Genomic DNA, 12,928 nt, shown 5'->3' on the forward strand with positions numbered 1-12,928 from the left:
AGGATAGGCTGACCGGCGTGGAGCGACCCGAGCTGTCCATCGCGGTTCAGCGCGCACCCGACGAGGTGACGATTCAGCTCGCCGGGGAGATCGACGTGCTCACGGTTACCGAGTTGTCCACCGTCGTCAACGAGTTGGTGGTCGATGACCAGCTCAATCGCATCGTGTTGGACATGTCCGGGGTGACGTTCTGTGACTCTCAGGGCCTGGGCACACTCGTCGTCCTGAGCCGGAAAGCGCAGCACGCGCAGATCGTTCTGGCCCTTGCGAACGTCGGCGAGTTCCTGATGCGTGTGCTCGACATCACGGGCCTGCGGTCCGCGCTGATGATCAGCCCGAACTGAAAAGGATCCCCCGGCCGGATCCCGTCGGCCGGGGGAGATCTCTCAGCGGAAGTCGCCGTTGACCTTCGGCGCCGCTCCGCCCTCTGTGGTCGCGGCGGCGGCATAACCGTCGCCACCGGCGTCCCGCCCGCCCTCGGGGTACGTGTATCGGGCGTAGAACGTGTACGTCCCCGGTTCGAGCGTGTCCCCGGAGGAGAGCACGAACCGATAGACGAAGGCGCTCGGCTCCTCGGTGACCGTGCTGGTCACGCTCGCGCCGGGCACCTGTTGGCTGCCGCCGCGGGCGGTCAGGCCGTCGGTGCGGTTGAGGCGGATCGTCACGTCCAGCGCGATGAGCCGCTCGCTGGTCGTCACCGTCACGACGCTGCTGGCCTGCGAGTCGCCGTCCGGGGCGACCGAGCCGTCCGACCACAGGGCCCCCTGCGCGGTGGTCGGGCCGCCGATCGACGGCGACGGGCTCGACGACCGGCTGGGCGGTCGTGACCTCGGCGCCCGGCTGGACGACTTGGCGGTGGGGCCGGTCGCGCTCGGCGAGGGCGCCACACTGGGCGTCGGGGACACCGAGATCACCACGGTCGGGGTGGGTTCGGGTCGGGGCGCGTCGTCGCCGGCCACCGCCCACTGGGCGAATCCGCCGCCCCCGAGCACCGCGGCGACCGCGACGGCGGCGCCGGTGATCTTCAGGCGCGGACCGGGCCGGTTCCGGGCGGTGCGGTTGTGCATCGCGGCCCGGGTGATCCGGTCGAGCATCGCCTCCCGGTCGGGACGGTGCGCCGCCGCCTCGGCGCGCAGTGCCGCGCGCAGCTCTGATTCGATGAGCGTCATCGCGCCGCCTCCCAACCGTCGATTCGTGCGAGGGCGACACTGCTGCCGCCGAGTAGTTCCGCGAGTTGCCGTGCGCCGCGTGAGGTGGCGCTCTTGACCGCCCCGACCGAGATACCGAGGATCGCGGCGACCTCTTTCTCGGAGAGGTCGAAGGAGTAGCGGAGCACCACACAGGCCCGCCGCCGGTGCGGGAGCCGTCGTAACGCGCCGCGCACGTCGAGGACGGCCGACACGTCCGGGTCGAGGGCCCGGCGTAACGGTTCCAGGGTGAGCAGGCGCTCCCGGCTGCGGCGCCGGACCCAGTTGCGGGCCAGGTTCATCAGGATGCCGTGTCCGTAGGCGGCCGGATCGTCCGCCGCGGTGACCCGGTCCCAGTGCCGCCACACCTCGGTGAGGGCATCGGCGGCCAGGTCGTCGGCGATCTCCGCCTCACCCGTCATCAGATAGGCGAGCCGTGACATCGAGTCGTGGTGCCGCTCGAAGTACTCGCGGAAGGCGGCGTCGCGCATCGGCATCCCTTTTCCGGGCCGTGGCCGCCGGGAGGGTGCTCCCGGCGGCCGCCGGCGATCACTTGAAGGTGATGTCGGACTCGTTGTAGATGCAGTTGACGCCGTCCGGGCCGGTGCCGATCTTGGTCGGCTCCTTGCCGGAGCTGTTGCCGGTGAACTTGACGCAGATGTCCAGGCTCTTCTTGCCGATCACGGTGACGCCGGAGATCTTGGCGGTGTCACCGAAGTTGGTGTTGATGCCGACCAGGCTGCCGGCCGGGGCGGTGGCGACCACGTTCTGCACGACGACCGCGCGCTTGTGCTGGGTCGAGCAGTTGCCGCACGAGCGGTAGAGCTTGCCGAAGTCCTCGACCTGGAAGTTCTTGATGGTCAGCGTGCCGCCACCGTTGTGCTGGAACACCTTGTCGTCGGCGCCCTTGGCACCGCCACCGTCCACCGTGTACGTGGCCGAGGTGCCGCCCTTGAAGGTGGCCGCGTCCTCGCCGACGTTCTCCCACCACACGTTGATCAGCGTGCAGGAGCCGGAGCAGTGGATGCCGTCCGCGGCCGGCGCACCGAGGATGACGTTCTTCAGGACCGCGCCGTCGGCCAGCTTGAAGATCGGGCCCTGGGACTCGTCCTGGGAGTCGCTGCCCAGGGCGCCGCTGCCGAAGTAGCGGACGTTGCCGCCGTCGAGCGTGCCGGAGACGGCGATCGTCGCGGTGACGGCCTTCTCGCCGGTCGCCTTCGGCCACGCCGCGGAGGAGCCGGTCGGGGCCGGGGTGGCCGTCGCGGTCGCGGTGGGCGTCGCGCCGGCGGTCTTGGAAGCGCTCGGGCTCGCGGTGGCCGTCTTGGTCGCGGTCGGGGTCGCCGTCGCGGTCTTGGTCGCGGTCGGGCTCACCGTCGCGGTGACCGAGGTGGTCGGGGCGGCGCCCAGCGGGTTCACCGACACGTCGTCGAACTCGGCCGAGGCGAAGCTGGTGACCAGGCCGATGCGGCCGGTGCCGGTCAGCGTGCCGGTCCCGGAGGCGACCTTGGTGCCGTCGACGTAACCGGTGATGGTGCTGCCGGAGACGTCCACCTTCAGGGTGTGCCAGGCGGACGGGTCGGTGATCGCGGCCGAGCCGAGGACGGTGATCGTGCTGCCCTTGGCCGCCTGGAGCTCGGCCTTGCCGGCCGAGGTGAGGGCGAGTCGGTACATCGTGGAGGATCCGCTGGCCCGGGCCGCGACACCGGCCAGACCCTTGCTGAGGTCGAGCCCCTTGACCTTGGCCTCGACCGAGTAGTTGGTCCAGGCGCTCTCACCGGCGAAGACCCGGGCGAGCTCGCTGTCGGTCTTGGCCTGCTGGTAGACCTTCGATCCGTCGGAGACGACCGACCAGGTGCCGCCCGACTTCGACCAGTTGCCCGCGCCGTTCTCGAAGTCGTCGCTGAAGAGCGTGGCGGCCGAGGCGGAGGGGACGAGGATGGCGACCAGCGCGGTGACGGCGCCGGCCGCACCCGCCGCGCCGAGACCCGCGACCAGACGACGGCGACGCCGGCTCGGGGTCGCCTTGGGCATTGCGTGCCGCATGTTGCTCCTACTCGGGGATGACGTCGCATGATCAAGCGATCACGCCCCGGTAGTGGTGCGACTGCCCAGCAAGGTTGCCGGTAGTGACCCAGGTCACAATCAGGCCCGGATCAGTCTCCCCAACGGGCCTTCTCCAGCAGGTCGAGCGCCTCGGCGGCGGCGTCCTCACCGCCGGCTCGCAGCACCCGGGCCGCCTCGTCGATCGTCCCGGTCAGCCGCAGCCACTGCGCCTCACGCTCCCTGGACGCCTCGGCCTGCGACTTGAGCTGCTGATTCTTCGTCCACAACTCGACGAAGATGGAGACCTTCGCCCGAAGCACCCACGGGTCGAAGGGCTTGGTGAGGTAGTCGACGGCGCCGACGGCGTAGCCGCGCAGGGCGAGCTGCGCGTCCCGGTCGGCAGCGGTCAGGAACAGGATCGGTACGTGCCTGGTGCGCTCCCGGCGCTTGATGTGGCTCGCCGTCTCGAAACCGTCCATGTTGGGCATGTGCGCGTCCAGCAGGATCACCGCGAAGTCGTCGGTGAGCAGCTGCTTGAGCGCCGCCTCGCCGCTCTCCACGGCCACCGGCGTCACCGGCAGGCCCTGGAGAATCGCCTCCAGGGCCAGCAGGTTGTCCCGCCGGTCGTCGACCAGTAGCGCCTTGGCACGCTCACCCACCCGTGCTCACCTCACCCACCGGTAGTTTCCCTCCCATGGCGCTACCCCGTTCCGGCCGGTTTCAGCCTTCTTCCGGCGCTCCGGTTCCCTCCGCGTTCACCCAGCGGTCCATCAGTTCGATCAGTTCGTCCAGATCGACCGGTTTGGTGATGTAGTCACTCGCACCGGCCGCGATGGCCGATTCCCGGTCTCCCGGCATGGCCTTCGCCGTCAGGAAGACTACCGGTAGGTCCCGGAAACGCTGATTGCGCCGAATTCCCCGGGTCGTCTCGTAGCCGTCCTGGTCCGGCATCATCGCGTCCATCAGCACGATGTCGATCTCCGGATGCTCGGCCAGGATCCGAACACCGTCCACCCCGTTGTCCGAGTACAGCACGTGGAGTCCATGCATCTCGAGGGCACTGGTCAGAGCGAAGACGTTACGCACGTCGTCGTCGACGATCAGGACCGTGACACCCTCCAGCTTCCGACCGGCCGGGCTCACCGTCGGCTTCTCCTCGACCCGCGGCGGCATCTCCATCAGCGGCAGGCCCAGCGAGGCCGCCGGACGTACCGAGACCGCCTTGGCCGGCACCGGCGGCAGCACCGGCATCGGGATCGCGTCCGGGGTCAGCGCCTCCGGCATGTAGAGGGTGAACGTGGAGCCCTCTCCCGGCACCGACGAGACCGAGATGGTGCCGCCGAGCAGCGCGGCGAACTCACGGCTGATCGACAGGCCCAGGCCGGTGCCGCCGTACTTGCGGGTGGTGGTGCCGTCGGCCTGCTGGAACGGCTCGAAGATGAGCGCCAGCTTCTCGTCGGAGATGCCGATACCGGTGTCGGTCACCGCGAATGCCACCACCTGCTGTGCCGAGTGCAGCAGCGGCGGCGCGTCCACGTCCGAGTCCAGCGGCGTCGAGAAGATGCTCAGCGTCACCGAGCCGTTGTCGGTGAACTTCACCGCGTTCGACAGCAGGTTGCGCAGGATCTGCTGCAGGCGCTGCGGGTCGGTGACGATCGAGTCGGGCAGCTCGGGCGCCACATCCACCCGGAAGTCCAGGCCCTTGATCTCCGCCTGCGGTACGAATGCCTGCTCGACATAGCTGCGGATGCCGTCGAAGTCGACCACGTCGGCCTCGACGTCCATCCGGCCGGCCTCGATCTTGGACAGGTCCAGGATGTCGTCGATCAGCGACAGCAGGTCCGACCCGGCACTGTGGATGGTCTTGGCGAACTCGATCTGCTTACCGGTCAGGTTGCGTTCGGTGTTGTCGGCGAGCAGGCGGGCCAGCAGGAGCAGCGAGTTCAGCGGGGTCCGCAGTTCGTGGCTCATGTTGGCCAGGAACTCCGACTTGTACGTGTTCGCCCGGGACAGCTGCTGCGCCTTCTCCTCCAGGCCGAGCCGGGCCAGCTCGATCTCCCGGTTCTTCAGCTCGATGTTCGCCTTCTGCTCACTGAGCAGCTTGGCCTTGTCCTCCAGTTCGGCGTTGGTGCGCTGGAGCTCGGCCGACTGGTCCTGCATCTCCCGGGCCAGCCGCTGCGACTGGGCTAGCAACTCTTCCGTACGCCGGTTGGCCTGAATGGTGTTGAGAGCGATGCCGATCGTCGCGACCAGCCGCTCCAGGAACGTCAGGTGCAGCCCGTTGAACGCGGCCACCGACGCGAACTCGATCACGCCGAGCATCTCGCCCTCGAACAGGACCGGCAGTACCACCAGGTCGTTCGGCGGCATCGCGAGCAGCCCGGAGCGCATCGTCAGTATTCCGTCGTGGGTGGCCCGTACCCGGATGGTCCGGCGGGAGACCGCGGCCTGGCCGACCAGCCCCTCCCCCGGCCCGAAGATCACGTCGTGGTCCCGGGCGACGTAGCCGTAGGCGGCGTTGAGCCGCAGGCGCATGACCGCCTCTTCGTTGTCGACCAGGAAGAACGCGCCGAGCTGGCCGTCCACCAGCGGCGTCACCTCGGTCATGATCATGCGGCAGACCTCGCCGACGTCCCGCTGGCCCTGGAGCAGGCCGCCGATCCGGGCCAGGTTGGAGTCGAGCCAGCCCTGCTCCGCGTTCGCCTTCGTGGTGTCGCGAAGCGTGACGATCATCCGGTTGATGTTGTCCTTCAGCTCGGCGACCTCGCCCTGCGCCTCGACCGCGACGCTCTGCGTCAGGTCACCGCGGGTCACGGCGGTGGACACCTCGGCGATGGCGCGCAGCTGGATGGTCAGGGTGGAGGCGAGCTGGTTCACGTTGTCGGTGAGGTCGCGCCACGTACCGGAAACGCCCTTGACCTGGGCCTGTCCGCCGAGTTTGCCCTCCGAGCCGACCTCGCGGGCGACACGCGTGACCTCGTCGGCGAACGACGACAGCTGGTCGACCATCGTGTTGACGGTGTTCTTCAGCTCCAGGATCTCGCCGCGCGCGTCGACCGTGATCTTCTGCGACAGGTCACCCTTCGCCACCGCCGTGGTGACCGAGGCGATGTTCCGCACCTGGGCGGTCAGGTTCGACGCCATGTAGTTGACGTTGTCGGTCAGGTCACGCCAGGTGCCGGCGACGCCGCGGACCTGCGCCTGACCACCGAGGCTGCCCTCCGAGCCCACCTCGCGGGCCACCCGGGTCACCTCGTCGGCGAACGACGACAACTGGTCCACCATGGTGTTCACGGTGTTCTTCAGCTCCAGGATCTCGCCCTGCGCGTCGACCGTGATCTTCTGCGACAGGTCACCCTTGGCCACCGCCGTCGACACCTGGGCGATGTTCCGCACCTGGCTGGTCAGGTTGGAGGCCATCGAGTTCACGTTGTCGGTCAGGTCACGCCAGGTGCCGGCGACGCCGCGGACCTGCGCCTGACCACCGAGCTTGCCCTCGGTGCCCACCTCGCGGGCCACCCGCGTCACCTCGTCGGCGAACGACGACAACTGGTCGACCATCGTGTTGACGGTCGACTTCAGCTCCAGGATCTCGCCACGGGCATCGACGGTGATCTTCTGCGACAGGTCGCCCTTGGCCACGGCCGTGGTGACCGAGGCGATGTTCCGCACCTGGCTGGTCAGGTTCGACGCCATGTAGTTGACGTTGTCGGTGAGGTCGCGCCACGTACCAGAAATGCCCTTGACCTGGGCTTGTCCGCCGAGTTTGCCCTCCGAGCCGACCTCGCGGGCGACACGCGTCACCTCGTCGGCGAACGACGACAGCTGGTCCACCATCGTGTTCACGGTGTTCTTCAGCTCCAGGACCTCGCCGCGCGCGTCGACGGTGATCTTCTGCGACAGGTCACCCTTCGCGACGGCGGTGGAGACCTGGGAGATGTTCCGCACCTGGGCGGTCAGGTTGGCGGCCAGCTGGTTCACGTTCTCGGTGAGGTCGCGCCAGGTGCCGGAGACGCCGCGGACCTGGGCCTGACCGCCGAGCCGGCCCTCGGTGCCCACCTCGCGGGCCACCCGGGTGACCTCGTCGGCGAACGACGACAGCTGGTCGACCATCGTGTTGACGGTGTCCTTGAGCTCCAGGATCTCGCCCTGCGCGGCGACCGTGATCTTCTGCGACAGGTCACCCTTGGCCACCGCCGTCGACACCTGGGCGATGTTCCGCACCTGGCTGGTCAGGTTGGAGGCCATCGAGTTCACCGAGTCGGTGAGGTCCTTCCAGGTGCCGGCCACGTTCGGCACGTCGGCCTGACCGCCCAGCTTGCCCTCGGTGCCCACCTCGCGGGCCACCCGGGTCACCTGCTCGGCGAAGAGCCGCAGCGTGTCGGTCAGCCCGTTCATGGTGTCGGACAGCTCGGCCACCTCACCCCGGGCCGACACGGTGATCTTCTGCGACAGGTCACCGCGGGCCACCGCGGTCGCCACCTGGGAGATCGACCGCACCTGGTGCGTCAGGTTCGACGCCATCGTGTTCACCGAGTCGGTCAGGTCCTTCCAGGTGCCGGCCACACCCCGCACGTCGGCCTGACCGCCCAGCTCACCCTCGGTGCCCACCTCACGGGCCACCCGCGTCACCTCGTCGGCGAACGACGACAGCTGATCGACCATCGTGTTGACGGTCCGGCCGATCCGCAGGAACTCACCGCGCAGCGGACGCCCGTCCATCTCCAACGCCATGTGCTGCGACAGGTCGCCCTCGGCCACCGCCACGATCACCCGGGAGATCTCGGTGGTGGGCCGGGCCAGGTCGTCGATCAGCGAGTTCACCGAGCGGACGCTGTCCTCCCACGAGCCGTCCAGGCCCTCCTCGTCGAGCCGTTCGGTGAGCCGGCCGTCCCGCCCGACGATGCGGCTTATCCGACGCAGATCCAGGTTCTGCCGCTCCTGCAGCGAGACGACCTCGTTGAACGCCTCCGCGACCGCGCCGGCCGCGCCACCTCGCCGGGGTAGGCGCACCTTGAGGTCGCCCCGTCGCACCCGGCGCAATGCGTCGGCGAGTTCGCCGAGCAGTACGGTCTCATCGACCTCTTTTGCCGCAGTCATGTTCGTCCTCACCTGCTGTCTGCTGCCGGGGGCTACTTATCCTCTCTCGCTCGACCGGGTCAATGCGAGACACGACTTTGTGCATCCACCCTTCGACGGGAGAGGATGCATGGGTGCCAGCCGAGGTCGGAACCAGGACGAGCATCCCGTCGGGAGCTCCGTCCGAAGCGCTGGTGCGCCGGACCAGGTTGCCCAATGATCGACGGACCCCCGCGGCGGCCCGTGCGCTGGTCCGATCGGTGCTGGAGGAGACCGGTCTGGTCGGCCTGCTCAACGAGGCGCTCCTGCTCACCACCGAGCTGTCCACCAACGCCGTCGTGCACGCCAACACCGAGCTGGAGATAGAGGTCTCGGCCGACCCGGGCGGGCTCACCGTCACCGTCACCGACTTCGCCTCCGGCCCCGTCGAGCAGCTCACCATCGGCCCCAAGAACGAGAGCTCGGAGATCGGCGAGGTCGCCGAGCGCGGCCGCGGCCTGCTGCTCGTCGACCATTTCGCCAGCCGCTGGGGCACCGTGCACGAGGGCGACGGCAAAGGCGTCTGGTTCCGGCTCGACCAGCGTGCCGGCGCCGGCGTCCCGGTGCGGCTGCCGAACGCGTCCGAGACCCCGAGCCTCGGCGCGCTCACCGGACTGCTGCGCAGCGGCACCGATCGGCATTCCGACGAGGGTCTCGCCGACCTCGCCGCCGACCTTCTCTCCCGCCTGGCGCGCCTCACCGGCGCCGCCGGCGGTGTGATCCGGCTCGACCGGGGCGACGGCATGGGACGGCAACTTCTCGGACGGTACGGCCGGGCGCCCCGCGACAACGCGGACACCATCCGGGTGCCCCTGGCCGTCCAGAGGCCGTATGCGGGCGAGCTCGAACTCGACGCCGCCCCCGAGGGATACGCCCTGGCTCTGGCCACCATGGTCGCCGAGCGGTTCGCGCTGCATCTGGAAAATGACCGGCTCCGCCGCGCCGACATCCGCCGGCAGACCTGGATCACCTTCCTCGCCGAGGCCAGCGAGTTGCTCGCCCAGTCTCTCGACGTCAACCTGACGATGGCGCTCATCCCGCAGCTCGTGGTGCCCCGGCTGGGCCAGTGGTGCGCCGTGCACACCACCGACGCGTGGGGCCGCCTGCAGTTGGCGGCGGCCACCCACGCCGACGAGTCCGCGCTGGCCCAGCTGCACGCGACCCTCGCCGAGCCCGGCCCCGAGGCGCTGCTGGCCCGGCTGGAGGAGTCGTCCCGCCTCGGCACCCAGGTGATGTTCAACTCGCCGCTGGAGGGTTATGCGGTGCCGCTCGTGGCCCGCGGTGCCCGACTCGGCACGCTCGCCGTCGGGCGGCACCCGAAACATCGGCACGACGCCGACGAGGTGGCCGTTCTGGAGGATGTGGCCCGCCGGGCGGCGCTCGCCATCGACAACGCGCGCATCCACGACGAGCGGCGCACGGTCGCGCGCACGCTGCAGGCTTCGCTCCTGCCTCCGGCCCTGCCCCGGGTCGACGGCATCGGTTTCGCCGCCGAGTATGTTCCGACCGGCTCCGAGGTGGGCGGCGACTTCTACGACGTCGTCCCGTCCGGCGACAACCAGTGGCTGGTCGTGGTCGGCGACGTGTCCGGCAAGGGTGTCCAGGCGGCGACCGTGACCGGCCTGGTCCGCGACGTGATCCGGATCCTGGTCGACGACGGGAAAGCCCTCGGCGAGATCCTCTGGCGGGTCAACCGGACACTCGTGCAGCGCGGCGGCGGGCGGTATTGCACGCTCGCGATGGCCTCGGTGACCAGGCAGGCGACGGGCACGCTCACCGTCTGCCTGCACCTGGCCGGGCACGATCGGGCGGTCCTGGTCCGGGCCGACGGCAAGACGGCGTTCGTCGGCGAGGGTGGTACAGCTCTCGGCCTGCTGGAGACGATCACCTCGCCGGATGTCACCGTCACGCTCGACTCCGGCGACTCACTGATCTTCTACACCGACGGGGTCACCGAGCGTCGACGGGGCCGCGAGCTCTTCGGATCGGCCCGGCTCAAGGAGGCGTCGGCCCCGCTGGCCGGCTACCCGGCGGACGTGATGGCGGCCCGACTCCGTTCCACGACGATCAATTTCTCGGTCGAGGAGCCACGCGACGACATCGCGATCCTGGTCCTCCGCAACGACGCCTGACTTGTCGCACCTTCGAGGCCCTGTTTCTGTCAGACCGTCGTGGCAGGGTTCTGGGCATGAAGACGCAATACTTCACCGCGACGACGATCGACGGTTACATCGCCGACGAGAACAATTCGTTGGACTGGCTCTTCGAGGTCGATGACAAAGCCGGCGAAAACCCGTTCGCACCGTTCTTCGAGGGTGTCGGAGCGTTCGCGATGGGCGCCACCACATACGAGTGGGTGCTGGCTCATGAAAAGGCGTTGGAGCACCCGTCTTCCTGGTTGGAGCCTTACGGCGACACCCCGGCATGGATTTTCACTCACCGCGAGCTGCCGGTCATTCCAGGAGCAAATCTTCATTTCGTACGGGGTGACGTCCGCCCGGTCCACGCCGAAATGGTGTCGGCCGCGGCCGGAAAGAACATCTGGCTGGTCGGCGGCGGCGAGTTGGTCGCCCAATTCGCCGACCAGGGCCTGCTGGACGAGGTGATCCTCGGCGTGGCCCCGGTGACCTTGGGCGCGGGAGCCCCGGTCCTCCCCCGCCGGATCACGTCCTCCCGATACACCTTGACCAGCACGCGCCAGCTGGGCCAATTCGCCTACCTCACCTACGACGTCCACCCACCGGCCTAGCCCTCACGCCACCCCTCCGTTCCCGCTTCGGCCGCTTCCGCCCGGCACCCATCCACGCCAGCCCCAGCCCCAGCCCCATCCGCCACGGCCGCGCCCACCCGGCACCCATCCACACCCGCCACGGCCGCCTCCACCCGACACCCACACACGCCCGCCACGGCCGCTCCCAACCGGAACCCGCCACGGCTGCTGCCACCCGGCGCCCATCCACGCCCGCCACAGCCACTCCCGCCCGACAACCGCCCACGCCCGCGCCAACCGGCACACCCATGACCGACTCCGTCCGGTACCCGCCATGACCGACTCCGCCCGGCGCCCACACACGCCCGCCACAGCCATTCCCGGCCCACGGCCGCCCACGCCCGACACGCCCGGGCAGACCTCGCCACGCCGAGCCCACTCGACCGAACCACCGCCGTGCCCAGCCGAAACAGCGGCAGCCGCCTCCTGGGCATGATCCGTCGCCACACGGACAGGGTCCCCGTGGCGTCACTCCTCGGAACGCGACGGATGCAGCCCGACGTCCATGCGTTTGAGCAGTGTGGACGGCAAGGTCACCGACGCCGATCCGAGATGTGAGAGTCGGTCCCGTGGCCCCGTCCGTTGGAGTACGGTGTGGGACCCCGCAGCCGGAATTCCCCGAGGCCGCGGCGTCGAGCCGGTGACGGTGGCGGGCTGGGTGCGGCAACACCCCACCCGCCACCGGCACCCCCGATTCCTGCTCCCAGCCGGAGTAAGGCGTCTACCCGGCCCGGTTCCGACGCAGCCAGAAAATGTATGGCCGATGCCCACATGCCTGATCGACTCGAACAAGCCGCAACCGGCAGTTGCTGCCGGGCAGGCGCCGTCGCCACTAACCGCCCGTGAAATTCGACCGCAGCGAGCGACACCGCCGACCGACGCGAGACGCGAGATGCTAAGACGACCGCCGACGCCGACCGCAGCGACCGACACTGCCGGCCGCCGCGCCTGAGACCACCGGACGCAGCGACTGGCACTGCCGGGCGAGACAGCCGCCGGCGCCCTCCGCAACGACCGACATCGGGCGGGACAGCTAACGGCATCGACTGAAATGGCCGCTCTCGCCGGATGAGGCGGCCGTTGAGCCGATCCGACCCACAGTGACCGGGCCGGTCCTGATCGATCTGCCCTTTTTGCCAGGCCCGGCGTGGCATGGTGATTGGCATGGCGAAGACGCAGTACTACACCGCCACCAGCATCGACGGCTTCATCGCCGACGAGAACAACTCGCTGGACTGGCTCTTCGAGGTCGACGAGGGCACCGACAATCCGTTCGGTGAGTTCTTCGAGGGTGTCGGCGCGTTCGCCATGGGCGCGACCACCTACGAATGGGTTCTGAAGCACGACAATCTCCTCGAAGAACCGGAGAACTGGCACGACATGTACGGCGACGTACCGTGCTGGGTCTTCACTCACCGCGATCTGCCGCCGGTGCCGGATGCCAACGTGTTCATGATCAGCGGCGATGTCCGCCGGGTGCACGAGGCCATGATCGTCGCCGCTCAGGGCAAGAACGTCTGGCTGGCCGGTGGTGGCAATCTGGTGAGCCAGTTCGTCGCGGAGGGCCTGCTCGACGAGATCATCCTCGGTATCGCTCCGGCCATTCTCGGCGAGGGAACCCCGATGCTGCGCCGCCGTCTCCTGGTGGACGACCTGATCCTCACCGGTGTCCGAGAGGTGGGCCAGTTCGCCTACCTGACGTACGCGGTCGGCGACGTCGCCCGGATGGGTCGCCATCTGGCCTCCGAAACCGCAGCGCTGATCCCCGCCCACTTCTGACCCGTCGCCGATCGCCGACATCCCGGGGCAG

At 69.2% G+C, this 12,928-nt stretch carries 9 protein-coding genes; 4 read left to right on the forward strand and 5 right to left on the reverse strand.

The annotated features are described in order from the left end of the window. Positions 1-17 precede the first annotated feature (17 nt). On the forward strand, positions 18-344 hold the full coding sequence (locus Q0Z83_RS42690; RefSeq protein ID WP_317789141.1) for an STAS domain-containing protein: 327 nt from the start codon (positions 18-20) through the stop codon (positions 342-344). Positions 345-386: 42 nt separating this feature from the next. Here the strand turns inward: Q0Z83_RS42690 and Q0Z83_RS42695 are convergent, their stop codons facing one another. From Q0Z83_RS42695 to Q0Z83_RS42715, 5 genes are all read right to left on the reverse strand, one after another. After that, positions 387-1,169 carry a hypothetical protein gene (locus Q0Z83_RS42695; protein WP_317789142.1) on the reverse strand — a complete coding sequence of 261 codons (783 nt, stop codon included), beginning with the start codon at positions 1,167-1,169 and terminating at the stop codon, positions 387-389. Beyond that, complete coding sequence (locus Q0Z83_RS42700) at positions 1,166-1,678, reverse strand: SigE family RNA polymerase sigma factor (protein ID WP_317789144.1); 513 nt, start codon at positions 1,676-1,678, stop codon at positions 1,166-1,168. Before Q0Z83_RS42700 ends, Q0Z83_RS42695 begins: the two co-directional genes overlap by 4 nt. Positions 1,679-1,736: 58 nt before the next feature. Then, entirely contained in the window at positions 1,737-3,230 is a 1,494-nt protein-coding gene (locus Q0Z83_RS42705; protein ID WP_317789145.1) for a pectate lyase, read from the reverse strand. A gap of 110 nt (positions 3,231-3,340) precedes the next feature. Next, positions 3,341-3,889 carry a response regulator gene (locus Q0Z83_RS42710; RefSeq protein ID WP_317789146.1) on the reverse strand — a complete coding sequence of 183 codons (549 nt, stop codon included), beginning with the start codon at positions 3,887-3,889 and terminating at the stop codon, positions 3,341-3,343. Positions 3,890-3,950: 61 nt separating this feature from the next. Further along, the gene (locus tag Q0Z83_RS42715; RefSeq protein WP_317789147.1) at positions 3,951-8,330 is read right to left on the reverse strand and encodes a HAMP domain-containing protein; all 4,380 of its coding nucleotides are present in this window, start codon (positions 8,328-8,330) and stop codon (positions 3,951-3,953) included. Between the two features lie 113 nt (positions 8,331-8,443). Here Q0Z83_RS42715 and Q0Z83_RS42720 point away from each other — a divergent pair, with 113 nt between their 5' ends. The 3 genes from Q0Z83_RS42720 to Q0Z83_RS42730 all read left to right on the forward strand — a co-directional run bounded on the left by Q0Z83_RS42720 (position 8,444) and on the right by Q0Z83_RS42730 (position 12,897). Further along, entirely contained in the window at positions 8,444-10,480 is a 2,037-nt protein-coding gene (locus tag Q0Z83_RS42720) for a SpoIIE family protein phosphatase (RefSeq protein ID WP_317789148.1), read from the forward strand. Positions 10,481-10,536: 56 nt separating this feature from the next. Beyond that, a complete protein-coding gene (locus Q0Z83_RS42725) occupies positions 10,537-11,097 on the forward strand; it encodes a dihydrofolate reductase family protein (protein ID WP_317789149.1) in 561 nt (186 codons plus the stop codon). 1,185 nt (positions 11,098-12,282) lie between these two features. After that, complete coding sequence (locus Q0Z83_RS42730; protein ID WP_317789150.1) at positions 12,283-12,897, forward strand: dihydrofolate reductase family protein; 615 nt, start codon at positions 12,283-12,285, stop codon at positions 12,895-12,897. Positions 12,898-12,928: the final 31 nt, after the last annotated feature.

Origin of the sequence: Actinoplanes sichuanensis, assembly GCF_033097365.1 — a bacterium.
In the GTDB taxonomy this organism is placed as follows: Bacteria; Actinomycetota; Actinomycetes; order Mycobacteriales; family Micromonosporaceae; genus Actinoplanes; species Actinoplanes sichuanensis.

Excerpts from the sequence above, each read along its gene's own strand:
- Q0Z83_RS42725 (WP_317789149.1), top strand. The coding sequence starts at position 10,537 with ATGAAGACGCAATACTTCACCGCGACGACGATCGACGGTTACATCGCC.
- Q0Z83_RS42705 (WP_317789145.1), bottom strand. The coding sequence starts at position 3,230 with ATGCGGCACGCAATGCCCAAGGCGACCCCGAGCCGGCGTCGCCGTCGT.
- Q0Z83_RS42695 (WP_317789142.1), bottom strand. The coding sequence starts at position 1,169 with ATGACGCTCATCGAATCAGAGCTGCGCGCGGCACTGCGCGCCGAGGCG.
- Q0Z83_RS42715 (WP_317789147.1), bottom strand. The coding sequence starts at position 8,330 with ATGACTGCGGCAAAAGAGGTCGATGAGACCGTACTGCTCGGCGAACTC.
- Q0Z83_RS42730 (WP_317789150.1), top strand. The coding sequence starts at position 12,283 with ATGGCGAAGACGCAGTACTACACCGCCACCAGCATCGACGGCTTCATC.
- Q0Z83_RS42700 (WP_317789144.1), bottom strand. The coding sequence starts at position 1,678 with ATGCGCGACGCCGCCTTCCGCGAGTACTTCGAGCGGCACCACGACTCG.